Genomic DNA, 26,015 nt, shown 5'->3' on the forward strand with positions numbered 1-26,015 from the left:
TTATACTCAATTGGTGCCCTTTATCGGGGTCGAACCGATACGAATTTCTTCGTTAGATTTTGAGTCTAATGCGTCTGCCAATTCCGCCAAAAGGGCTTGATACTAGTTTTATTATATAAAAAAAATATGACAAATGTCATACTAGTATTATTTCATTATTAAACGATTTTTTCTTGTTTTTTTAGAGTTCTTAATGTTCTAGCAGATACTTTTATATTAAATACACTACCATTTTCATCTATTACTCTAACTTTTTGCAAATTCAAGTTTCATTTTCTTTTAGTTGCATTTAATGCGTGTGATCTTGATTGACCTGACAAAGCACTTTTACCAGTCAAAGCATCTCTTCTTGCCATAAACTTCACCTCTTAGTTCTAAAATTACTCATACTATTAAATAGTACTATATTTAATTTAAAATTCAAGAAAATTATATCTTTATAAAATAATTATTTGCTAATTTCCTTACTAAATAATTGTCTTTTTTTATGTTAGAATAATTAGGATGAAAGATAGGTGTTTTTCGTGGGTAATATAGATCAATTTGTTGTTCAGACAATAAAAGAAGCTGTAGTTACAGTGCCTGGTGTAGTAGGGCTTGCAAATTTCTCTTCAAAAGATAAAAATGACCTATCTACAAATGACATTCACAAAGCTATTGAATTTGTAATAGATAAGAATATACAGCACTTTAAAATTCATGTGATTTTACTTTATGGAGTAAATATTTTAGATGTTCTAAAAAAAATTCAAATTCGCATTAAATATGAATTAGAAAAAAAATTAAAAAATAATATAAAACATAAAATTGATATAATTGTTGAAGATTTATTGCTAAAGATTTAATTTTAAAAAATAGAAAAGATCTGAGTAAAATGAAAAAATTAGAATTATTAAAAAACATGATCACAAGTGGAGTTAATAATCTATACAATCATTATCCACAAATAGATAAATTAAATGTATTTCCTGTTCCTGATGGTGATACTGGAACTAATATGAATCTTACTACTGCAAATGGTTATAATGAAGTTATTGATGTTGAATATGAAAGCATTGGTAAATTTCTATCAGCTTTTTCTAGAGGATTAATAATGGGGGCTAGAGGTAATTCTGGAGTTATTTTTAGTCAAATTATCAAAGGTCTATCCCTTGGAATGAGTAATGCTAAAGACTTATCTGTTAGTGAATGAAAATCTGGATTTAATAAAGCTAGTGAGATTGCTTATAAAGCTGTTATGAAACCAGTTGAAGGAACAATTTTAACAGTTATTAGAGAAACTAGTGAACAAATTAACCAGCTTGATGATAATATTGATATTAAAAAATTCTGAAAACAAATAGTTAAAAATGCTAACAACTCTTTAGAAAACACCCCTAATTTATTGCCTTTATTAAAAGAAGTTGGTGTTGTGGATTCTGGTGGTTATGGATTAGTTAAATTTTTAGAAGGTATTGAATGTTATGTTTCTAATGAGAAAGTTGTTGCTAAATTAGATAAATTAGAAACTAATACTGGTGGAAACATTGATATGCAAATTGAAGAAGAATTTGGATATTGTACAGAAGCTATTGTTATGTTAAATAATGATTGAATTAATAAGCTACAAAATTCAATGATTAGAGATCAATTACAAATTTTTGGAAATACTTCTATAGTTGTAGTTATTGACAATGATATTTTAAAAGTACACACTCACTCACTTTCACCAGGACAAGTACTACAATTTTTACAACAATATGGAGATTTTCAAACTTTAAAAATTGAAAATATGAATCTTCAAGCAAATAAACAAGTAAAAAATGCTGATCAAAAATGAAAAGAAAACTCAAACATTAAAGCTGAAAGAAAACTTGCTAATGAAGTTGCAATTATTTCTGTAGTTTCAAGTGAAAAACAAAAACATTATTTTGAAAATGAACTAGGAATTAGTTTTGCAATTAATGCTGGATCAAAAATGAACCCTTCAACTGAAGATTTCTTACAAGCAATAGAAACAGTTGATGCTAAAACAGTATTTTTATTACCAAACAGTGGAAATGTTTATTTAACTGCAAAACAAGCTGAAAAATTAGAGAATAAATCTAAAATCTATGTAATTCAAACAAAAACTATTCAACAAGGTATGGTAGCTATATTAAGTTTTGATCCTTCTGTTACTCATTCAAAAAATTATTCTTACTTATCTAAAGCAATTAAAAATGTAATTTCATTCAACATTACAAAAGCAGAAAAAAATACCACTTATAATGGTATTCAAATTAAAAAAGATAATCTATTAGCAATTGTTGATAATAATATTATTGGTGTTGAACAAACATTAGAAGCAATATTTGATAAACAATTATCAAAATATATTAAAAGTAAAACTGAAATAATCACTATTTTTTCTGGTGGTGAAACTAATGAACAAGATTTAGTTAAATTAAGAAAGTTCTTAGATGAAGGATATAATGTTGAGTATGAAATTATTGATGGTGGTCAAGAAACTTATAATTTATTAATAGCAATAGAATAATCCCTAATAGGGATTTTTTAAAGGAGAAATTATGTACAAAATAGCTTTTGATATAATGGGATCAGATTTAGGAAGTTTAACAGCTATAAAAGCAGCTAGTGAATTTATTAAAGAACATGATGATTTATATTTAATTTTTGTTGGAGATGAAACTGAAATTAAAACTGCTTTAGAGCAAAACCCAATTGATAAAAATAAATATGAAATTTTACCAACTAGTCAAGTAATTGATATGAATGGATCAATTTTAGATATTAGAAGAAAAAAAGATGCATCTATTATTAGAACTTTAGAACTTGTAAGAGATCAAAAAGTTGATGGAATGCTAACAGCTGGAAATTCGGCTGCTTTTATAGGTGCTGCTCATTTTATTTTAGGTGAACTAAATAATATAGTTCGTGCTGGTTTTATGCCAACAATGCCTAATGCTAAAAATAAATTAACTTTATTATTAGATGTTGGGGCAAATAATGAAAATACACCTGAAGATTTAATAAATTATGCAAAAATGGCAAATATTTACTATAAAGAAGTTTTAAAAAATCCTAATGCAACTGTTGGATTATTAAATATTGGAACTGAAAAATCTAAAGGTTTAGAATTACAAAAACAAACTTTTAAACAATTAGAAAAACTAAAAAATATAAAATTTATTGGAAACGTTGAATCAAGAGATGTACTAACTGGTAATGTTGATATTATTGTAACTGATGGTTATAGTGGGAATATATGTTTAAAAGCTTGTGAGGGTGCTGCGAAAGTTTTATTAAATGAAATTAAAAAAGAAATTACTTCATCATTTGTTAGAAAACTAGCTGCTTTAGTTTTAAAAAAATCATTTAAAAATGTTGCTGCTAAATTTGACTATAAAAATCATGCTGGAGCTATTTTATTAGGTATAAAAGGAATTTGTTTTAAATCACACGGTTCAAGTGATGTTAGATCGTTTAAAGCAACACTAAGAATGACTTTAGATGCTATTAAAAATAATATTGTTAAAAAAATAGAAAAAGGATTAATAGAAAATGAATATTAAAAACTTTTTTGAAAAATATAAAATAAAAATAAATGATCAACAAATATATAAAGAAGCTTTAACTCATAATTCTTATGCTAATGAACGCAAGTTAAAATATTCTTATCAAAGATTAGAATTTTTAGGTGATGCTATTTTACAAATGTATACTTCAAAATTCTTATTTTTTAATTACTCTAAATTAGGTGAAGGTGAACTGACCAGACTAAGAGCAAGTATAGTTAGAGAAGAATCATTATCTAGAATTGCTAGAGATATTAATTTAGGTCAATTAATAAGATTAGGTCATGGTGAACTAATGACTAAAGGTTATGAAAAACAATCAATTTTAGCTGATATATTTGAAGCTTTAACTGCAGCTGTTTATTTGGATCAAAGTGAAGAAGGATTATTAATTTGACTAGAGCAAACTTTATTTAAATATATGAAAGATCCCACTTTTATTAATGTTACAAAAGACTTTAAATCTGAATTACAAGAATTATTACAATCAGAAAAAAGAAGTGATTTAAAATACATTACTGAAAATGAAGAATTTTTTGCAAATGAAAATAAAACTTTATACACAGTTAGCATTAATTTAGATGGGCAAAAATTTGGAGTTGGTAAAGGTTATTCTAAACAAGAGGCTGAACAAAATGCTGCTAGTGATTGTTTGTCAAAACTTAAAAAACCATTAAGTAATTAAAAGAACGTGAGTTCTTTTTTTATTACTTGTTATTATAATTTTGCTCTTAGTAGATAAAAATTTTTATGAACTATTTTAGTAAAGTAATTATGCTAAAATTTATATAAGAATCAAGAAGTGAACAATATGAGACCAAAATATAGTTACAAAGATATTTCAGATTGATTTTTATCAAAAGAAAGTATGACACCTAAAAAACTTCAAAAACTAACTTATTATGCTGAAGCATGAGCTTATGCATTATTTGATGAAGGCATTCTGAGTGATACATTATTTCAAGCGTGAATACATGGTCCTGTTTCTCCTGAATTATGAAGAGATTACAAAGTTTATGGATGAAATGAAATTCCAAAAAAAGAAAATAATGATTATAAATTGGATAAAAATACTCTAGAGCTTTTAGATGCAGTTTGGAGTACTTATGGTGAAAGAACTGGATATGAATTAGAAGCCATATCACACTCTGAAACACCTTGAATAAATGCAAGAAAAGGTTTAGAAGAATTAGAAGCATCAACTAAATTAATTAAACCAGAAGATATGAAAAATTATTATAGAAGTATTTATACAGGTGATTAATTTTGAAAAAAAGCTTAACTAAAGAACTAAATTGAGATAAGAAAAGTGAGCTATCATCTAAAGACAAATCATATCCATTTAAGATTGCTATTATTCATGAGTTAGATAATGGTTTTGATTTTAAATCACTTACAATAAGTGGTCTTAAAAATTTTCATAACTTAATATATGATATTTTAAGTAAAAAATTAACAATTGCTCAAGTTGAAAAATTATATATGAGAACACATTCTAAGCCACTTGAAAAAAGATGAGTAAGTGAGCAGTTAGAAATTAGAGAAATACATTTAGGAAAAAATAGAAATCCTTTTAGATTATTTGGCTATTTAAATAAAGACAATTATTTTGTTCTAACAAAAATAGATCCTAATCATGAATATCATGACTAATTCTTAAGAGCGAAATCTTAATGTTTTTATAACAAGAAATATAAATTAATTTATTTAAAACAACTAATTATTAAAACAATCAATAAAAAAATAGTGTTATTTAGATTTAATTCTATTGACACTATTTTTATTTTATTTAATATCTAATATAATGTGTTTTTAAGCAAGTATAAGTTATTTAAAAAAATAAATAAAATTATCTCATTTAAAGATTTATTTTTTAGAATTTTTATCAAAAATCATAGAGTTTTTAAGTATTTTTTATTAATAAATCATATAATTATTTACTTAATAAAGCTAATAAAAAACATCTAGAACAACAAGGATTATTAGAAATACAAAACTTATGACAAAATACTAATGAAAATAAAATCAAAGTATTTAAACAAATAGAAATTATAAGAAAAAAATACAAAATTTCACTAAAACCTATTTTAGAATTTCTAAAAATTTCAAAAAGTTCATATTATAAAAAGTTAAAACAACAAGTTAATAAAAATAAAATTACTAAAACTAATAAATTAGAAAAATTAATAAAACATATATTTGATAAAAGACCAAGAGGATATAGAAAAATTAAAGAAGCACTTTTAAAAGAGTTTAATTTAGTTATTAATCATAAAGTTATTTTAAAAATAATGAGAAAATACAAACTAATTGTAGGCTGATTAAAAAATAAAAGGCATAACAAACACAAATCCGGACATAATAAATTTAATATACCAGATTTAATTCAAAGAAATTTTAAATCAGTAATTAAATTTGGTAAAGTTTTATATACTGATGTTACTTATTTAATTTATAAAGGCAAAAAAACTTATCTATCAACTATGTTAGATGGTGCAAGTAGGCAGATTATAGATTATAGAATTAGTGAAAAAAATAATTCCAATTTAATTAATACTAATTTTAAAAATGCTATTTATAAATTAAAACAGTTAAATATTAATACAAATAATATAATCATTCATTCAGATCATGCACTAGTTTACGAATCTAACTCTTTTAGAAAAATTTGTAAAAAATATAATATTTTACAATCAATGGGAGCTAATTACAGTTGTACTGATAATGCTGTTATTGAAAGTTATCACGCTCAATTAAAAAAGAACACAATACATTCAAATAAAAAGAATTATAAAGATTTTAATGATTATTTAAAAGATGTATCTGAATATTTAAAATGACATAATCAAGAAAAAGAATCAAAAATCAATTTAAATAAAAGAAAAATTTTAAAATTTTAAATTTTTAGATTAAAAGTAATAGAAAAACATCTATTTTATCAATAGATGATTTTTGACGTTATTATTTTTTTATTTTTTTATCAAAAAGTACTTGAAATTTAAAAATAAAATAGTTAGAATAAAGCTAACAATCATTTTAATTTAAATGATATTTCTTGTGTTTACTTTTAGGGTAGCAGTCCCTAAAAATTATTTAAAAAGTATTAGACTGACAAATTTAAGGTATAAAAAAATTTTATTTTTAATCAATAAGTTTTGAAACTTCTGGATTAAATTTAGGTATTTTTTCATTAGGTAAATTATCTTCAATTCCTTTTCTAAAGTATTGTGCATTTATAACCTTTTTAACATCTCATTTATATAAATTTTGGTTAAATGCATTTGCTCAGGCAAACATTCCACGCATACTTTCAACTTTATTTGTTTTTCAATTTGAAATATCTTGATTAAAAGATTTGGCACCTGAAAACATATTATTGGTTGATACAACATTAGAAACATCTCAATCTGATATTTTTCCATTGAATTTTATTGCGTCTCAAAACATCTGTGCCATATTTTTTACATTTTTAACATTTCAATTGTTTAAATCTTGATTAAAATTTGTTGCTCCTTCAAACATAGAAGACATATCAGTTACTTTTGAAGTATTTCACTTACCAATATTTTGATTAAAATTTGTTGCTTCATAAAAAGCATTAGTCATTTCTATTACGTTTGAAGTGTTTCATTCAGAAATATCAGTATTAAAGTTTTTAGCTTTTTCAAATGCGTTTGTAAAAATTTTTACATTTGATGTATTTCATTTATCGAGGTTAGTTATAGTTTCACTTTTAAGATCTTTAAATGCTTTATAAAATGAATTGATTTTTAATGGTAATGTAACAGGAACTTTTGTTGTAGTTTTATTTTCAATATTTAATTGTATATAATCATCATGTTTTTTATAACCTAATTGTATTATTTCATTAGGGTTAGTAGATGAATATTTAGTTTTTACTTCATTTTCTAAAACATTTTTTAGAACAAATGGGATTTCTATATCAAAATATTTAAGTTTAAAATTATTTTTATTATCACCAGGAATTAAATTCTTATTAGCTAGTGTCTTATCTAAAAGTTCTAATTTATCCAAGTCTTTAATACCTTGGTTTTGAGCATAAACTTTAATTTGATCAACAACGTCTTGGAAAGTATGAAAACTACCAAAAGCTTCACTTTGTTGTTCTAAAATATTTTTAATTTCATCAATTGTTTGTTTATTTGGGCTAAGAGTTTGGGTTGGTTTTTCAGTTTTTGGACTAAGAGTTTGGGTTGGTTTTTCAGTTTTTGGACTAAGAGTTTGGGTTGGTTTTTCAGTTTTTGGACTAAGAGTTTGGGTTGGTTTTTCAGTTTTTTTTGTCGTTTCTTTTGTTTGCGATGTACAACTTATTACTAATAAACTTGTAGTTGGAATTAAAGTAACCACACTTAAAAACTTTAAGATATTTTTCATATACTTTCCTTTCTTTTCTTTTTGAGTTTACAAAAAAAAAAAAAAAAAAAGTAAATAAGTATTTTTTATTAAGTTGGATTATTAAACAAAATGGTACCAGACCAATTATAAGACCACAGATCTGTGGTCTTATAATTGAACAGGAGGTCTAATGTTTGTTATCCAAGAAAATAAAAAGTTTAATGAAAAAAAGAAACTTATAATAGATACTTTTGAAAAAGAGCCTAACAGAAAGTTGTTATCAATCGCTATACAGTTTCAAAAATCACTTTCTACTGTAAAAAAATATAAAAGTGAATATATTAAATGAAAGAGCAAGGAAGCAGAGCTAATTCTTTCACATAAAAACACTAATAATAAAAATGCTCAAAAATATAGTGATGAGATAATACATAATTTAGGTGAAAAATACCAAGAACAAGTAAAAATAACTGGTGGAGATGTAAATAATGCTAGTTGTTCTTATTTAACTTTAGAAAACTATCACAGCACTCTTATGTCAACTAACACTAAAAATAAAATTTCTTATTCAACTTTAAATAGGAGACTAATACAACAAGGTTATGCAAGCCCTTATTGCAAACGTAAAACCAAAAAAGAAGTTAAAAAAATAAGAAGACAACAAGAAGAAGGAAAATTAATTAGGTATAGCAATGAGCTAGTTTTTTATGTGCCTAAAAACGTAGAAAAACACAGACTAGCAGTAGCAAACAATTATAAATTTGGACAGGTAATAGAAGTAGATGGATGTACTCATTATTATTTTCAAAATAACACAATAGCAACATGTGTTATGGCTGTTGATGTTGGAACTAATCAAATACTTGATATGTGTTTTGAAGAATACGAAGAATCTTTAAATTCTTATCAAAAAATTTTTGAAACAATATTTAGAACTTATGGCTATCCTCAAAGAATTATTACTGATAATAGAGCTAATTTTAAAAAAGATGAAAGAAATAACGCTAGAACGCGTTTAGAGCTTGAAAATAGGGGTATAGAGGTGATTTCTTCATCTAATGCTAATGCAAAACCACATGTTGAAAGAATGTGAGATACAGTCCAAAAAAATGCACCTTTCTTCTTTAAACAAAATGATATAAAAACAATTGAACAAGCAAATCAAATAAAACACAAATTAATAGATTTTGTTAATAGTAAATGTAAAAAAAGAAAAAGAGATAATGCATTTAGACAACTAGGTGAAAATGAAGTTGAAAAATTCTTTGACCTACCTATACCTAGAAAATTTGCAAATGGTGTAGCAGAGTATAAAACTAAAATTTATGCTCCATACGATGAATTTGGTAAACGTTTTAGATTTTATAAAAAAGAAAATATTCAACTTGTAATTGGTTCAGATGAACAACTTTACTTTAGAACAGATACTAAACGCTATATTGCAAAGCCATTAGAAATTGGTTCAACTGATTGAGTTGAAGTTGATTTTGTTAGAAGAAAACAATTAGATGAAAGTAGAAAAGAAGATTTAAAAATACTAACAATGATAAACCAAACAAGAAGAATTCATAGTGGATTAGACAAAACACTCTTATACATAAAAAAATACCCCAATGGATTACCTAGTGAGTTAGTTGACGAGATCTCAGGAATCGTATTGAGGGTTAAAAGTGATTGTTCAAGGTTTTCCCATGAACTCAAAGATAAATTAGGCTTGTTAGAATAGATCTATTATTCTCTAATTTCTTTGATAATATAATTATAACTTATAGTACCATTTTGTATAATAACCCACGAAAAAGTAAATAAGTATTTTTTATTAATGAAAATGATTTAAAGACTATTAAATAAACCATTTCAATGTATAAAAAATTTTATTTTTGATCAATATGATTTAAAACATCTTGATTAAATTTAGGTGTTTTTTCATTAGGTAAATTATCTTCAATTCCTTTTCTAAAGTATTGTGCACTTATAACCTTTTTAACATATTTGTCCAAATATTTTGTCCTAGTTTTGATTTTGTTATTTTTTAAAATAATATAATATAAATGTATTATATAAAGGAGTTATTAATTAATGTTATTTTTAAAGCAGATTAGAGCTAGTGGGTTCAAATCATTTGCTGATCTTACAGTAATGGATTTTAATTATGATATGACTGGAGTTGTTGGTCCAAATGGATCTGGAAAATCAAACATTACTGATGCAATTAGATGAACTTTAGGAGAACAATCAACTAAAACTTTACGTGGAAGTAAAATGGATGATATTGTCTTTAGTGGAAATAATGAAAAAAAAGCAACTGATGTTGCTGAAGTAACATTAGTTTTTAATAATACTCATGAAAACTTTTCTTCAATCAAAAGTGATATTGTAGAAATTACTCGAAAGTTTGATAAAAACACTAGAGAAAGTGAATTTTATATTAATTCTAATAAATGTAAACTAAAAGATGTTCAATCTATTGCTTTAGAAGCGGGATTAACTAGATCAAGTATTGCTATTATTTCTCAAGGAACTGTTGCTAACTTTACTGAATCAAAACCTGAAACAAAAAGAGAAATTTTTGATGATGCAGCTGGAGTAAGTAAGTATAAAAAAAGAAAAAAAGAAACTTTATTAAAATTAGAAAAAGCAACTGAAAACTTAACAAGACTTGAAGATATTGCAAAAGAAATTTCTAGAAGATTACCAAATTTAGAACGTCAATCAAAAAAAGCTTTAGAATACCAACAAAAAGTCAATGAACTAAAAAATATTGAATTATATATTTTAACTAAAGATTTAAGAGTTTTATCAAATAGAATTGAAGAATTAAGAATAGAAAAAATAGAATATGAAACTCAAATTAAAAAGTTAACTAATGAAATTAATATGAATCAAGATGAAGTTAACTTAATTATTGATAAAGATGCTGAAGATAATCAAAAATTATCTGAACTTAATACTAAATTTAATTCATTAGTCCAAAAAATTGCAAATTTAAAAGTTAGAAAACAAAAAGCAGAATTAAAAGAACAAGAAAATCTTAATACAAAAGATCAAGATGAATATAAAGCAACTTTAATTAAAAAACAATTTGATGAAAAACAAATTAGTATTAAATCTGAAAAAGATAAAATCACTAAAGCTGAAGATTCATTATTAGAATTAAAAGAAAAATATGACTATTATACAAGTAAATATAATGAAATTTATAGAGAAATTGAAACTATTAGAACAGCAATTTCAAGAATTAATATTCAACTTGAAACAATAGAACATAGAAAAAAAACTGCTTTAAATTCATATCAGGATGCAATTAGTGCTATTTTAAATAATCAAAAACAAATTAGTGGAGTTATTGGTGTTTTAAAAACACTAATCAATGTAAAAGAAGAATATCAAATTGCTATTTCAGTAACAGCTAGTGGTCATATGAACTCACTAGTTATGAAAACCGATCAAGATGTTAAAAAAGCTATAGAATTTTTAAAAAAGAATACTAATTTAGGTAGAGTAACTTTTTTACCTTTAAATACTTTAAGTCTTAATTTGATTAATCCTGCTCAAAAACAAATATTAGAAAAAAGCGAAGGTTTTGTTGGCTTTGCTAATGAATTAGTAGAGTATTCTAATGAGATTTCAAAAGCTGTTGAATATGCTTTAGCAAATATAATAGTAGTGCAAACTTATGATGATGCTATTAATTTAGCAAAAAATACTAATTTTAGATTTAATATTGTTTCACTAGATGGACAAAGAATTTTACCACATGGAGCAATAATAGGTGGTTCAGCAAAAAATGCTAATATTTTTGCAAAACAAAATTCTTTAAATCAAGATAATAATTTAGAAGAATTAAAAAATAAAATAGAAGCTTTAGAACAAAAAGAATTAATAAAAACAAAAGAACTAACTGAATATAAAACAGCAAATGATAATTTAAGAGATCAAATTAATGATTTAAACGGTATTATTAGAAATGCTAAAAATAATTTATTTAATTGAACAGAAAATCTTAAAGAGTTATCTGATGAACATAAAAGCTTGACTGGTAAAAATTTATTTACTGGTATATTTAGTAAAAATGAAGAATCAGAATCAATTATATTATCAAAACAAATTTCAGAACTAGAAATTCAAAGAGACGAAGTTCAAATTGAAATTAATTCAATTTCTTTTAAACGTACTCAAAGTATGGAAAAACAAAAAGAAATGAATTCTGCTAACAGTTTAAAAAGAAATGAACTTGATGAATTAAAAAACCATGCAGGATCAATTAATACTGAGTATAATGTTTTATTACAAAGAAGAATAACAATAATTGACCGTTTATCTAATGGATATCAAATTACTGAAGAAACTGCTTTAACTATGGATATTCCAAAAATTGAAGACGAACAATTAGCAAGAGAAAAAATTATAGAATTAACTGCTTATATTCAAAATATCGGAAATGTTAATATGGATGCTATTGAAGAATATAAAACTGAAAAAGAACGTTTTGATTATTATGATCAACAAATAAAAGATATTTATAGTGCTAAAGAAAAATTAGAAAGTATTATCTTAGATATTGATATTGCAATGGAGTCTCAATTTAAACAAATTATTGAAGATGTTAATAAAGCTTTACCAGATGTATTTTCAAAAATGTTTGGTGGAGGTTATGCTGAATTAATTTATACTGATCCAAATAATATATTAGAAACAGGAATAGATATTAAAATTTTTCCACCAGGTAAAAAAATTACAAATCTAAACTTATTATCTGGAGGAGAAAAATCTCTAGTTGCTTTATCTGTATTGTTTGCTATTTTAAAAGCAAGACCTCTACCTTTAGTAATCTTAGATGAAGCTGAAGCTCCACTAGATCCAGTTAATGTTGAAAGATTTGCAAGATATGTAAGACATTTTTCAGATAATACTCAGTTTATAATTGTTACTCATAGAGAAGGAACAATGACTCAATGTGATTCATTATTTGGAGTAACAATGCAAACTAAAGGAATAACAAAAATTATTAATGTTAAACTTGTTGAAGCTAAAAATTTACACTAATTAATTAAAAAATCCTTGGGCCCGGATTTTTATTATTTAATCTTTTGATTTGAAATTCCTCTTTCAACTCCATTAATGCCAGGTATAGATCTTAAAGCTGAAATTGTTTGGATTAACTGAGTACTATTTTTAATTTTAACAGTGATCTCTCCACTAGATAATAATGATTTTTGATCAGTAAAAATATTAGCATTAATAATTGAAACTTTTAATCCTGAAATAATTTTACTAATATCATAAAGTAATTTATTTCTATCAATTCCAAAATATTTTAATTTAGTAGTGTACATATTTTTTTCAGCAACAGCTTCATTTCACTGTACAACTACTAATCTTGATTTCATATTAGTTCAATCGATATTTATGCATTCTTTTAAATGTACTTTAATACCACTATTTTTAGTAACAAATCCAACAACTTCTTCATATGGAATTGGCATACAACAACTTGCTAAAGTAGTTTTGATATTTTTAATACCATCAACCAAAATATCATTTTTAATACTAGTATCATAAATAATTTTTGATTTAATACTTGCATAAGCTTCATCATCTTTTGAATAATTTTGCTTTATAAAAACTTTTTCAGCAGCTTGATTTATTGTAAATTCACCTTTAGCTACATCTAATAAAAAATCATTTAATGAGTTATAACCCATTGATTTAACTGTCTCTAATATTTCATCAGCTGTTTTTTTCTTTCATTTTCAATCTTTTTGATTAATATAAGCATTAATATTAGTTTCAGTTTTTTTAATTAATTCTTTTTGTTGATCTTTTTTATCTAATGTTTCTTCATTAATTTTCTTTTGTAAATATTTTTTAATTCTGTTTCTTGCATTAGAAGTAACTACAATTTTTAACCATTCATGAGTTGGTTCTTGTTTTGGAGATGTTTTAACTTCAACAACTTCTCCAGATTTTAAAACAGTATTAATTGGTGAAAACACACCATCAATTCTAGCTCCAATTGTTTTTTCTCCAATTTCAGTATGAATTCTATAAGCAAAATCTAAAACAGTTGATCCGTAAGGTAAAGTGATCACAGCTCCATTTGGTGTTAAAACATAAATAGAAGCAGTAAATAAATCATCTTTAATCGATTGTTCAATTGATAATTGTTGATCATCAGATTGATCTAAATCTAAAATTCGACTAAAAATATCTATCTTATCATCTATTTCTTTTTGTTTTTTAGCAATATCAACAATTTCTCCTTCTTTATATCTTCAATGTGCAGCTGCCCCAGTTTCAGCAACTTGATTCATTTCTTCAGTTCTAATTTGAACTTCAAAAATATTGCCATTTGAATCAGATAAAGTAGTATGTAAAGATTGATAAACATTATTTTTAGGAGTTGCAATATAGTCTTTAAATTTTCCAGCCAAAGGAATGTATTTTTGATGAATAAACCCCAAAATTTTATAACAATCATCAATAGATTTTGTAATAATTCTAATTGCTAATAAATCAGAAATTTCTTCAAAATTTTTACCAATGACATTCATTTTTCTATAAATAGAATATATAGTTTTAGGTCTTCCAAAAATACTAATAATTTTAATATTTTTTTCTTTTTTTAAATATTGTTCAAGATTAACTATAATTTCATTAATAATTTGCTGGCGTTTTTCCATATCACTATTAAATAAATCAGTGATTTTTTTAAATTCTTCTGGATTTAATATTTCAAACGATCTATCTTCTAATAAAGACTTAGCACTTTTCATACCAATTCTATGAGCAATTGCTGAATAAATTTCTAATGTTTCTTGAGCAATGATTTTTTGTTTTTCAGAGCGTAAATTTTTAATAGTATAAATATTGTGTAATCTATCAGCAATTTTAATAATAATTACTCTAATGTCTTTTGACATTGATAAATAAAGTTTTCTTAAATATTTTGATTTAATTTGTTGACGATTTTCTTTTGCAAAAAAACTTACTTTAGTAACTGATTCAACTAAATTGGCTACTTCTTCATTAAAAAGTTCTACAAGCTCTTCTTTTTGAATAGGAGTATCTTCTAAAATATCGTGTAATAATCCAGCAATAATAGTATTTGGTCCCATTCTTCATTGAGCTAAATAATAAGCAGCAGATAGTGGATGATAAATATAAGGATCGCCATTTTTTCTAGTTTGATTAAAATGACATTTAAACGCATATTTATAAGCTTGTTCAATGCGTTCTAATTCACTTTTATTTTTAATATATTTTTTTAACTCAGTTAATAAATCTTTAAAATCTTTAATTTCACGATAATCAAAAGACATATAATTATACTTATTGAGCACACTATCACATCCTTATATTAGAATAATTATAAAAAAATAAAGACTAAATGTCTTTATTTTTAATATTTTATTAGTTTTTGTACTTGATATTCACTAAATAAATCTTCTTTATGTAAGAAAGTTAAATCAATTAGAAATGACATTCCAACAACTTGTGCTTTACTTAGTTTAACTAAATCAATAATAGCTTGCATAGTTCCACCAGTTGCTAAAACATCATCAATTACAACTACTTTATCATTTGGTTTTAAATCTTCTTTATGAAGTTGTTGATGATTAGTACCATATTCTAAACTATATTCAACATCATAAACTTCTCTTGGTAGTTTATTTGGTTTTCTTACTAAAACAAATCTTTTATTAGTAGCATAAGCAACAGCAGATGCTAATAAAAATCCTCTAGCTTCAGGAGCAACAATTACATCAACATCAAGTTGCTTAACAAATTCTGCAATTGTATCAATTGCATGTTTAAATGCATCTTTATTATTTAATAATGGTGTTATATCTTTAAAAACAATTCCTTTTTGAGGAAAATCTTTGACATCAACTACAAATTCTTTTAAATTCATATTTTTCCTTTCTAATCATTAATTCCATTAATGATTTGTTCTTCTTGATTTATTTTAAAGTTTTGAACATAGTATCTATATCCTAAAACATGTATCATACGTTTTTTTTCTAATCAAATTCAAATAGGTAAAGCAATTAACAATGAAACTAAGCTAGCTATTAAAATGCCAATACTAATAGTTAATCCCATTCCAATAATTGAATACATACCAAATGAAATTATTAAAGCATAAATTATATAAATTGTTGTTACTAAAAAACTTCTACTTATACCAAATTTAAAAACATTAATAAAAGTTTCTTTTAAAAAGGCATTATTATTAGCAATTAAATCAATTTCAATTTTGGTATGTTTTTTATGTTGTTTTAAAATCTTTTTATTTTCTTTAATCTCTAATTTTAAATTTTTATATAACTGATTGTGTTTTTTATTAAAACGTAATTTTAAATTCTGTTTTAGTTTAAAAAACATTTTAGCTAATATAGATTTAATATTTTTTGATTCTAATTGTTGTTTAATCAAATTCTTTTTATTATTTTTATATTCAACTTTAAGTTTATAAATTTTATTATCTACTTGATATCTAGTAACTTTTTTATTTGAATAAGCAAGTATTTCTTTTTCAAACATTTCAGAAAAAGTTTTATTGTCTTTTGATTTAATAATTGACTTACCTTTTCCTAAAAATAATACACAAGTAATAATAGTAAAACTTAATACAGCTAAAATAGCGCTTAAAATTTCAATTCCAACTGGTACTCTAAAAATAATTACTAATGAACTTACTAAAACTATTGTTAAAACTAATGTTAATGCTAAAGCTACAAAATAAGTTCATTTAAATCTAATTAAAATATAAATTAATAATGCTAATAAAGTAATTGCAAATATAATTGCTATATTTTTAATTTCACCATATGCAGTAACTGGTATGTTTACTAAATTAATAATACCACTAGATGAATTATTATCATCATGATCATATCTAATAGATAAATCTGGATTTTGTAAATTATCTCTAACAAATAATTTTTCAAAAATATTAATAATTCTATTATCTTTAGCATTAATTATTCTAAAACTTACATAAGCTAATTGCTTATTATCAAGATCTTTATTATTAGTGTCAACAAAATCATAACCATAATCAACATCAACACTAGCTCTAAAATATTTATTATAAGAAACTGGATTTTTTCATAAACTTACATAGTTTTTATTAACAATTTCTTTATAAATTTGAGCTACAACATAACTAGCTCATCTATTTTTATTGACTTTATCTAAATCAGTATAATTTTTGTTTAGTATTGATTTCATATAAGCATCTTGACTAAATTTAACTCTTTCAAGATACTCACCCATTTTAACAATTTCTCTACCTCTTTTAGTAGATTTGTCAAATTGTTTATAGTTTCTTATTGATTCATTTAAATTATCATAAATATCATTAACTTTTTGACCATAAGCAATAACTGAAATACTTTTACCAAAACTTGAGCTATAATTTGGACCAATTGTAAATCCAATAATCGCTCCTAAAAAAGTACAAGTTATAAAAATAATTGTAAATATTTTATTAATTTTAAAAATTTTTCTTTGATTATTTTTATTTTCTAAACTTTCTAATACTTGATTTGATGTTAATTGATCAATTTTAGCTTTTAAATATTCTTGTTTTATTAAATTGTTTTTTATTGATGATTTAATTAAAGATTTTTTATTAGTTTTTTTTGAAATTTTATTTTCAAATTTTAATAAGCGTTTATTTAATAAGTCTAATTTTGCTTGAATCTTTTTATATTCTTTAGTTTCTTCTTTTTTAGATTTAATAATTTGTTGTTGTTTATTTAAATAAAAATTATATTTATCTTTAATTTTTTTTAACTTAATTAAATCTTTAGTAGTTAGTTTTTCTCTTTTTTCTTCAAGCTTTAATAAATAGTTATTTACAGATTCTAGTTTAACTTGATCTTTTTTAAGTTGATTTTCTTTTTTAGATTTAATAATTTGTTGTTGTTTATTTAAATAAAAATTATATTTATCTTTAATTTTTTTTAACTTAATTAAATCTTTAGTAGTTAGTTTTAATTTAGAATTTAAGTTCTCAATTCTTGATGAATAAAGACTTAACATCAAATCATTAAATCAAGTTGATTGAGAGTTTTTTAAAGTATTTAATGGCAATAATCAGGGATATTTTGTAAATAACTTAGATTTTAAAACTATTCAAGTTAATAAACGTAAACCTAAAATAACAAACAAAATAACTATTAATATATTAATAACACTAATTGTAGCTAAATTTTTTAAAGCTCCAGATCCAAAAATAAATAATAAAATATTTGGGATTAAAATAATAAATGATGTGTCTAGTAAAATAGTTAAAGTATCTTTATTACTAATCTTAAATGAAGATTCTGGAGATAATTTTTCTTTATAAATATGAGTTTTTAAGTTTTCAAAATAAATAATACTTGCATCTAGTATTAAACCAATACCAACAAACATTATCATAAAAATTTCAGGACCAATTGCCATATTAAAAATAATTGGTACTAACATTGTTAGTGAAGCTGAAATTGCAGCAAGAACAATTGCAAATAATCCTAATAATCTATATGAAAATAACATAAACACTAGAACTGCTAGTGCTAAAATTACTAAACATCCTAAAGTAACAATTAACATTATATTAGTAATATCAGCACTAAACTCTTTAATTGATAAAACTTTAAAAGTATATCCTAATGAAGTTTGTAAAATATCAGATTCAACTTGTTTTGCCATTGTATTACTTCATACAGGAATATAAAGTTTAGTTATTTGAGTTTTTCTATCTGTAACAATAGCAGGATTAGTTGTAACTATTCTAGTATTATCTGGTGATATTTGATTATTATGTAATAAAACATTATTTCTAAATAAAGTTTGGTCTAAGTTTCTATTAACAACATGTTCTTTATCAGTTGTATCTTTTTTAAACAAAATTTCAGTCATTATTATTAAAATCAGTTTATTAGAAACTTTATCAATATAATCTAATTCTTCATCTTGTGAAATACTATTATCACTACTAATTTTTAATTTATTATAATATTTACCAACATTACCTTTATCATCTTTAATAAAATCTTTTTCACTGGCATTAGCATCATATAAATATTTATTAACTGAATTTGTAAATCTAAAAATATGTCTATCATTTTTTTTATCTAAATTATTAGTTCCAAATAAAACATATTTTAAATCATTAGTATTTTCAATTTTACCTGTTTGGTTACTTTTTCATCACTTATTAATTTTAGAATCAACTAAACTAGTTCTTTGAATAGTTAAATTTCCAGATGTACCTTCTGTAGTAGTTGTACTATATTCAATAGCAAATAAATCTTTTAAAGTTTTAACTGCTAAAGTATCTGATGTATGACTACTAATATAATCTTGAATTGGTTTGATAATTTGATTAAAGTAAGTATTTAAATATTTTTCAATAATTTGCTTATTAGTTGAATTTGCTTTTTTATAATAAGTTCTTAAAGTTTCAATAACATGACCAACTGAAGTAATCATAGTTAATGAATTGCTATCTTTATTTTTTTTTGGATCTATTAAATTTTTTAAATATTCATTTTTTAAATTAAAACTAACAAAAGGAGAGTTTTTATTTGAAAAGTTAGCAGGTTGTAATGATTCAGCTCTTGCTTCACCTAAAAACTCTTCTAAAGTAAGTTTTTTATTAACTCTTTTATCAGAAGAATTTTTTGAATAAACTTCACCAACTCCAATAATTTTCATTAATTCTTCATTAAAGAAAATATCTTGATAATTTTTATCTAAAATAAATAAACCACCAGTTCTTTCAATGGCATTTTTAAAATCATCTTGATTATTAGAATAAGCTTTTTTTGAAGCTTTAATAAAAACACGTGAAAGACCAGCTTGTTGAGTTTCAATAGTATTATCAGAAAATGGAGATAGTTTTTTTTCTAGTGATTTAGCCCCTTTAAAAGCATCACCATTTGGGATTTCTTCTTCTTGATTTTTAGTTTTATCATAAACACCAACCAAAGCTTGATAACCACCAACAAACTTAGAACCATACAAAGTATTATTAGCTATTTTATAACTAGAAAAACCAATTCCAGTTAATAAAGTTAAAATAAGGATTAGCATAATAATAAAACGTAGAATTTTTTTAAAGCTAGCTAATCTATTTTTCATTATCTACTTCTCCTTTAAAAAATTAAAACCTAAAAAATTTAAATACTAAAAAACAAACTCGATAGAATAATTATAACACTTTAAAATTTTATACTTAAAACTAAATTATTTTACTCTTTGTTTTTATTTTTTTATCATTTGTAATTTTTTGTTTAGTCATTAAAACAGATTCTTTTTCAATTTTACTCATCATTTTTCTGTCAATAATCACTTTTTTATATAAAGATAACTCTCTTTTTTGAGTATCTAACGAATAACTTCAAGGCCCTTGAACTTTTTTGGTTCTAATTAATGAAATCATCATATCTTGATCAATATTATAAGCTCCAACTTGAAGTGGTTTTCAATCCATTCATCCAATATGAATCATAATTACACTTTGAGCAATATAACCATTTTCTTTTTTAGCTGTTTGATTTTCTAAAAAATGAATATTATTTCTATATCCAGACTCAAATAAATAATTTTTTACTTCTCTTGGTTTTGTTGTTGAAATTAAAACTGTAAATAATTTATTTTTTGGATAAACTCGATCAATAACAACACCTTGAATCACAAAACAAATAAATGAAGCAAATAAACTTGGACCAAATATAAATTTTAATTTAATAATAGTCGTTAAATTATCATAACCTACAAAATCAGCATTTGAAGCAATAGTTTGAGCTATTTGTTGTCTTGTTCAATTTTTTTGATCATTAATAGATCAATTTGTTGGTAAATAGAAATGATGGTGTGAATTAACATCAGAAATAAATTTTCCTGAATCTTTTGCTTTATTATAAATTTCAGTAAACTGAGGATCGTTTAATGTATTTAAAACACTTAGTTTTGCTGTTGAATCAATTTTATAAATTGGCATAATTGCTGTATTTAAAATTACAAAAACTATTAATAAAGTAAAATTAATTTTCATATTAATTGAACCAATTTGTTTATTATATTTTTTTGAAACATAAGCACTAATAAAATCAGTTCCAGCAGTTGAAGAACCTACTTTATATGTTAATGAATAAGTTAAACCTAAAAATAATCCACCAAAAATAGAAAAAACAAATAATCATAATTTAGATGACCATTCACTTGGTAAAGATGAAATTAGTTTGTAATTAATAATTAAAGATCATTGATCTGGATTAATTACTGGAAGTCTAGTAATAATTTGATTTCAGCTAATACTTAACAAAATATATAGTAATGATGTTAAAGTAAACTTAATTCCAACTTTAATAAACCCAAAAATAAAAAAAGGAAGATTGACAAGAAATAAAAATATAAAAAAACTACTTGATGAAGATAAATTAATATTTTTATTTAAAATAATACTTAAAAATCTAGCAATTGTTGCAGTTCCACCAGGAAATAATCCTGTATCTCCAGTTGCTAAAATAAAATAATCCATTGTTATTGTATTAGCTAAAGCAGCTAAGGCAATAATAAAAATATCTCATCAAAAACTACTTTTAAAATAAGTTTGATGTTCTACTTTCTTTTTGTGTTTATTAAAAATTTTTATATAACTTTTTTCATATGAAGGGTCTTGTTTTATTTCATTAATTTCTTCATCAGTTAAGTTATTATTTTTTTTAGGTTTAATGGTTGGTAATTGCATATTTTATCCTTTATAAAATATATTATTACATAAAATATCTAATCAAATAGTTCTGATCTTCTTTTTTGATATTTTGCTTTTTTTATTTTTTCAATATTTTCTTTAATATGTTTACGTCTTATTTTTTGTTTAATTTTATCAAGCTCTTGTTTTCTTTTTTTCTTATAACCTGGTTTAACTTTTTTATTTTGATATTTACTTATAACTTGTTTTGATTCAGCATCTAATTCTTTAAAAACTTTAACTTTTTTATAATTAGTTTTTATATCAACTAACTGATTGTCAATAAGTTTCTTAGTTTCAAATTCAATACCTTTTTTAATTAGTTCTTCAATTTTAATTTTATTTTTTAAATTATAAATTATATAACTATATCCAGTTGAATTATTTCTTCCAGTTCTTCCAGATCTATGTATATAGTAAGTTAAATCATTTGGTAAATTAATTGAAATAATATGACTTACACCTTTAATATCAACACCTCTAGAAGCAACATCAGTTGCGACTAAATATTTAAATTCATTATTTTGAATTTTTTTTAACATTGATAATCTTAATCTTGGTTGTAAGTTACCATGTAATTCAGCAACTTGTTTAATATTATTTTTATGCAAGATTTCAACTATTTTACTAATTTCATCTTTTTGATTAACAAAAATAATACATAAAAAAGGATTAATTGAATTAATAATTTGTATTAAACTTTGCTCTAGTTCTTTATTTTTAGTATCAATTAAAATATGTTTAACATTACTTGTTGAAATTTTATTTTGACTATCATCAATAAAATGAGCATTTTTAATATATTTTTTACAAAACACACTAAGTTGTTGAGAAATAGTTGCACTAAATATTCCAATTGTAGCATTTTGATTAATTTTAGAAATTAAATAATCAACATCTTCAATAAAACCTAGATCAAAAATCATATCACATTCATCAATAATAAAATAACTTGTAGTTGTTAATCTTAATTTATTTAAATCATAAAGTTCTTTTAATCTAGTTGGTGTTCCAATTACAATATGTGGTTGTTTTTTTTCTAATTGTTCAATATTTTTACTAATATCTTCTCCGCCAATAAATAAATTACAACTAATTAAAGAATTATTTTTTAAAAATAGTTTAATGTTTTGATAAATTTGTAAACCAAGTTCTCTAGTTGGAGTAATAATTACTGCTTGAACGTAATTATCACTATTTTCTTCTAATTTTAAATTATTTAAAATAGGTAATAAAAAACTATGAGTTTTACCTGTTCCTGTATGTGCTAAAGCAATAACATTTTGGTATTTTTTTAATAAAGGAATTACTTTTTTTTGAATTGAAGTTGGAGCTATAAATTCAATTTGATCTAAAGTATCATTAATATACTTTTTAAAACCAAAATCAGTAAATTTCATTTTATCACCTATTTTTCTATAAATTGATTTTTAATATCATAACTAAATATTTGTAAATCTTTAAATTGAACTTGTAATTTATTTTTAAGATCTTCAACAAAATGGTTTTCAGCATAATGTCCAATTTCTATTAAATTAACATTATTACTATTTGCATAAATTCATTGATCTCATTTAACTTCACCAGTTATAAAAGTACAATTTTTTAATGAATTTTCAATCATTGTACTAGCTCCAGAACCACTAGTTAAATAGAAATCTTTAATTTTAGCATCTAAATTAGTATTTGAGTTTAATCTAATTTGATCTAAACTAAAAATTTCTTTAAGTTTATTAACTAAATTATTAATAGTTATTTTTTGATTTAAATAAAATAAATTTGATTCTTTGTCTTTACCATATTTTTTAAAAGAATTGATTTCTAATTTTTTATTTAAAATTTCAAATAAATTTTGTCTAATACTAGAATCATAATTTGTATGAATTGAAAAAACTATAATTTTGTTTTTTATTAGTTTTTTTATCATTTGTTTTTTATTAGGATTTTTCTTTTCTAATTTTAATTCATTAAAAATAAAGGGGTGTCTTGTAATAATTAATTGAATTTGATTATTAATAGCAAATTCTAAACAATCATTAGTTAAATCCAAACATATTAAAACTTGTTTTATATTTATATTAGCTAGTTTTTTGCTTTCAAATTGAAAACCAACATGATCTCAACTACTAGCTTTTTTAGGATTAAATAACTTATTTAAATAAGTAGTAATATTATTTAATAACATTTATATACTTTCTAATTTTATTAATTTGATGTTTAATTTCTAAATATCTTAAATTGGCTGGATTAATTTTGTTTAAAATCTTTTTTAAATTGATAATTTCACTTTCTAAATAACTAATATATAAACTGTTTTTATAAAAAAACTGTTTTTGACCAAATTCTATATCTAATTCATTTAAATGATCAGATTTTTGAGTTTTATTAATTTCAATTAACCAATAATAGTGATTATCTTCAAATAAAAATAATTCATTTTTAATTAAATAATTATTTTTATAAGCTCATAATCTAAGGTTTTTAATAGGAGTATTAGAACAAATTATATAACTACTAATCTTATGATGATCATTTTTTAAAATTTCTAAAATAGTTTGACTTCCTAAACCACAAATTGTTGCATAATCTATATTTGAAATTTGTTCGTTTTTAACAAATTCTAAACCATTAGATAAAATGGCAAAAATTTGGCCTTCTAAACCAAATTTTTTAATATTATCTTGAGCTATTTTTAAAGGTTTTTGATTAAGATCACAAGCATAAGCAAGTTTAGTTTTATTATTTTGAACCAAATATATTGGTAAGTAAGCATGATCAGTACCAATATCAGCTATTGTTGATGTATTATTAATTAATTTTGCAACTTGTTTTAATCTAAAAGACAACATTAATATCCTTTATAAAATTCTTTTAATGTTTTTCCAGATTTATTATTTGGTGATGGTTGTTTTAATTTTCTAATAGTTTTTGCTTCAATTTGTCTAATTCTTTCTCTAGTAACATTTAATTCTTTTCCAACTTCTTCTAAAGTTCTTGCTGAATCATATTTTGCTAAATTATTATTAATAATTTCATTATTAAATTTTCTAACTTTTTCAATTGGTGTATCTAAATGAATATCTAATTCTTCAATTGCTTGCTTTAATTCTTTAGCAGATGAATCATTACATTCTTGAGCAAGTCTTAATAAAGTTCTTAATCTTGTAGGAACAATTCCATATCTCATTCTAATAACTTTTTCTTCTCTTGGTGGCATATCTTCAAAAACTTTATCCATAACTTCTTTTAGAATTTCTTTTTCAGTATATTCATTTGGAGAAACCATATCTTTATCTTCAACAAAATCTCCAAAGTGAGTATCATCTTCATCACCAAAAGGTTTTTCTAAACTTACTGGTTCAATTGAAAGTTTTTTAATTTCAATAACTTTATCAGAAGTTATACCCTCACCAACTCTATTAGCAATTTCTTCAGCATTAGGTTCTCTTCCTAACTCTTGAGTTAACTGACGTTCAACTCTTGCTAATTTGTTAATTGTTTCAACCATATGTACTGGGATTCTAATAGTTCTTGCTTGATCAGCAATAGCTCTTGTTATTGCTTGACGAATTCATCAAGTAGCATAAGTTGAAAATTTAAATCCTTTTTCATATTCAAATTTATCAACAGCTTTCATTAAACCAATATTTCCCTCTTCAATTAAATCTGCAAAATCTAATCCACGATTTAAATGTTTTCTAGCAACAGAAATAACTAGTTTTAAGTTTGATTCAATTAATTTATTTCTACCTTCTTTAACATCTTCAGGATCATCACTAACTGCCATTTTAGCATACATTATTTCTTGATCTTTTGTTAAAATAGGAGCTTGACCTATTTTATAAAAATATGTTTTAATAATGTCTTGAATTTTAGTTTCATTACTAATACCACCAACACGATATTTCATATGATTTGAAGATTTTGCAGATTTTCTTCCTCTTAAAGCTGCACTTTTTGCTTGTTTAAATTCATCTAAATCATCATTAATATGTATATCAAAATCATCACCTAAACTAGTTGAAGTATTATCTAATTCAAAATCTAAATCTTCTAGATCTTCTAAATTTTCTAATTCTTCAAGTTCTTCTTCATGTTGATCGATTTCTTCTATTACAAGATCATCTAATAGATCTGAAAAAATTACACCTTTATTTTGTAAAACATCTAATAATTTTTCAGATTCATTATCTGAAGCATTTGGAAAAATATTAGCAAAAACTTCTAATACATCTTCAGATGAAACTCTATTGTTATTCTTTTTTGCAAATGAAACTGTATAATCTAAAAAATCATCAAATGAAGCAATCTTTTTTAATTCTGTTTTATTATTAAATTTAGCCATA

At 23.3% G+C, this 26,015-nt stretch carries 20 protein-coding genes and 1 tRNA gene; 9 read left to right on the forward strand and 12 right to left on the reverse strand.

Annotated elements, in window-relative coordinates; translation table 4 throughout:
* Positions 1-11: 11 nt before the first annotated feature.
* Positions 12-96, reverse strand: a tRNA-Leu gene (locus V2P32_RS02735).
* 62 nt (positions 97-158) lie between these two features.
* The gene (gene rpmB, locus V2P32_RS02740) at positions 159-356 is read right to left on the reverse strand and encodes a 50S ribosomal protein L28 (protein ID WP_013447791.1); all 198 of its coding nucleotides are present in this window, start codon (positions 354-356) and stop codon (positions 159-161) included.
* A 168-nt stretch (positions 357-524) separates the two neighbouring features.
* Here rpmB and V2P32_RS02745 point away from each other — a divergent pair, with 168 nt between their 5' ends.
* The 7 genes from V2P32_RS02745 to V2P32_RS02775 all read left to right on the forward strand — a co-directional run bounded on the left by V2P32_RS02745 (position 525) and on the right by V2P32_RS02775 (position 6,457).
* Positions 525-845 (forward strand): Asp23/Gls24 family envelope stress response protein, encoded by a 321-nt coding sequence (locus V2P32_RS02745; protein WP_434343215.1) that lies wholly within the window; start codon positions 525-527, stop codon positions 843-845.
* Between the two features lie 29 nt (positions 846-874).
* On the forward strand, positions 875-2,518 hold the full coding sequence (locus tag V2P32_RS02750) for a DAK2 domain-containing protein (RefSeq protein WP_434343216.1): 1,644 nt from the start codon (positions 875-877) through the stop codon (positions 2,516-2,518).
* Positions 2,519-2,549: 31 nt separating this feature from the next.
* Positions 2,550-3,554, forward strand: a complete 1,005-nt coding sequence (plsX, locus tag V2P32_RS02755; RefSeq protein WP_434343217.1) for a phosphate acyltransferase PlsX — start codon at positions 2,550-2,552, stop codon at positions 3,552-3,554.
* Entirely contained in the window at positions 3,544-4,242 is a 699-nt protein-coding gene (gene rnc, locus V2P32_RS02760) for a ribonuclease III (RefSeq protein ID WP_434343218.1), read from the forward strand. The genes plsX and rnc overlap by 11 nt, the downstream gene beginning before the upstream one ends.
* Before the next feature lie 126 nt (positions 4,243-4,368).
* Entirely contained in the window at positions 4,369-4,821 is a 453-nt protein-coding gene (locus tag V2P32_RS02765; protein WP_434343219.1) for a Panacea domain-containing protein, read from the forward strand.
* A 2-nt stretch (positions 4,822-4,823) separates the two neighbouring features.
* Entirely contained in the window at positions 4,824-5,210 is a 387-nt protein-coding gene (locus V2P32_RS02770) for an MAG6450 family protein (protein WP_013447797.1), read from the forward strand.
* Between the two features lie 389 nt (positions 5,211-5,599).
* A complete protein-coding gene (locus V2P32_RS02775) occupies positions 5,600-6,457 on the forward strand; it encodes an IS3 family transposase (protein ID WP_434343990.1) in 858 nt (285 codons plus the stop codon).
* Positions 6,458-6,698: 241 nt separating this feature from the next.
* On the opposite strand, the gene V2P32_RS02780 is transcribed toward V2P32_RS02775, so the two are convergent.
* Complete coding sequence (locus V2P32_RS02780) at positions 6,699-7,952, reverse strand: BspA family leucine-rich repeat surface protein (RefSeq protein WP_434343220.1); 1,254 nt, start codon at positions 7,950-7,952, stop codon at positions 6,699-6,701.
* A 151-nt stretch (positions 7,953-8,103) separates the two neighbouring features.
* On the opposite strand from V2P32_RS02780, the gene V2P32_RS02785 reads away from it, so the two are divergent.
* A complete protein-coding gene (locus V2P32_RS02785; protein WP_434343221.1) occupies positions 8,104-9,639 on the forward strand; it encodes a hypothetical protein in 1,536 nt (511 codons plus the stop codon).
* Positions 9,640-9,787: 148 nt separating this feature from the next.
* Here the strand turns inward: V2P32_RS02785 and V2P32_RS02790 are convergent, their stop codons facing one another.
* Positions 9,788-9,913: a hypothetical protein gene (locus V2P32_RS02790; protein ID WP_434343222.1), complete on the reverse strand. Its 126-nt coding sequence runs from the start codon at positions 9,911-9,913 to the stop codon at positions 9,788-9,790.
* A 79-nt stretch (positions 9,914-9,992) separates the two neighbouring features.
* Between V2P32_RS02790 and V2P32_RS02795 the strand changes: the two genes are divergently transcribed.
* Positions 9,993-12,959 (forward strand): chromosome segregation protein SMC, encoded by a 2,967-nt coding sequence (locus V2P32_RS02795; protein WP_434343223.1) that lies wholly within the window; start codon positions 9,993-9,995, stop codon positions 12,957-12,959.
* 32 nt (positions 12,960-12,991) lie between these two features.
* Here the strand turns inward: V2P32_RS02795 and V2P32_RS02800 are convergent, their stop codons facing one another.
* The 8 genes from V2P32_RS02800 to V2P32_RS02835 form a co-directional block, all read right to left on the reverse strand.
* Positions 12,992-15,256, reverse strand: a complete 2,265-nt coding sequence (locus V2P32_RS02800) for a RelA/SpoT family protein (RefSeq protein ID WP_434343224.1) — start codon at positions 15,254-15,256, stop codon at positions 12,992-12,994.
* Positions 15,257-15,315: 59 nt separating this feature from the next.
* Positions 15,316-15,828: an adenine phosphoribosyltransferase gene (locus V2P32_RS02805; RefSeq protein WP_014584399.1), complete on the reverse strand. Its 513-nt coding sequence runs from the start codon at positions 15,826-15,828 to the stop codon at positions 15,316-15,318.
* Positions 15,829-15,839: 11 nt separating this feature from the next.
* Positions 15,840-20,054, reverse strand: a complete 4,215-nt coding sequence (locus tag V2P32_RS02810) for a protein translocase SecDF, variant type (RefSeq protein ID WP_434343225.1) — start codon at positions 20,052-20,054, stop codon at positions 15,840-15,842.
* 100 nt (positions 20,055-20,154) lie between these two features.
* A complete protein-coding gene (locus V2P32_RS02815) occupies positions 20,155-21,666 on the reverse strand; it encodes a YitT family ABC transporter (protein WP_434343226.1) in 1,512 nt (503 codons plus the stop codon).
* A gap of 38 nt (positions 21,667-21,704) precedes the next feature.
* Entirely contained in the window at positions 21,705-23,069 is a 1,365-nt protein-coding gene (locus V2P32_RS02820; RefSeq protein WP_434343227.1) for a DEAD/DEAH box helicase, read from the reverse strand.
* A gap of 8 nt (positions 23,070-23,077) precedes the next feature.
* Positions 23,078-23,854: a Nif3-like dinuclear metal center hexameric protein gene (locus V2P32_RS02825; protein ID WP_014584402.1), complete on the reverse strand. Its 777-nt coding sequence runs from the start codon at positions 23,852-23,854 to the stop codon at positions 23,078-23,080.
* A complete protein-coding gene (locus V2P32_RS02830) occupies positions 23,841-24,518 on the reverse strand; it encodes a tRNA (adenine(22)-N(1))-methyltransferase (RefSeq protein WP_434343228.1) in 678 nt (225 codons plus the stop codon). Before V2P32_RS02830 ends, V2P32_RS02825 begins: the two co-directional genes overlap by 14 nt.
* Entirely contained in the window at positions 24,518-26,014 is a 1,497-nt protein-coding gene (locus tag V2P32_RS02835) for a sigma-70 family RNA polymerase sigma factor (protein WP_434343229.1), read from the reverse strand. The genes V2P32_RS02830 and V2P32_RS02835 overlap by 1 nt, the downstream gene beginning before the upstream one ends.
* Between the last annotated feature and the right edge of the window lies 1 nt (position 26,015).

Source organism: Mycoplasma sp. 06067-C1-B144P-99-0482-3 (assembly GCF_051053925.1).
Classification (GTDB): Bacteria; Bacillota_I; Bacilli_A; order Mycoplasmatales; family Mycoplasmataceae; genus Mycoplasma; species Mycoplasma leachii.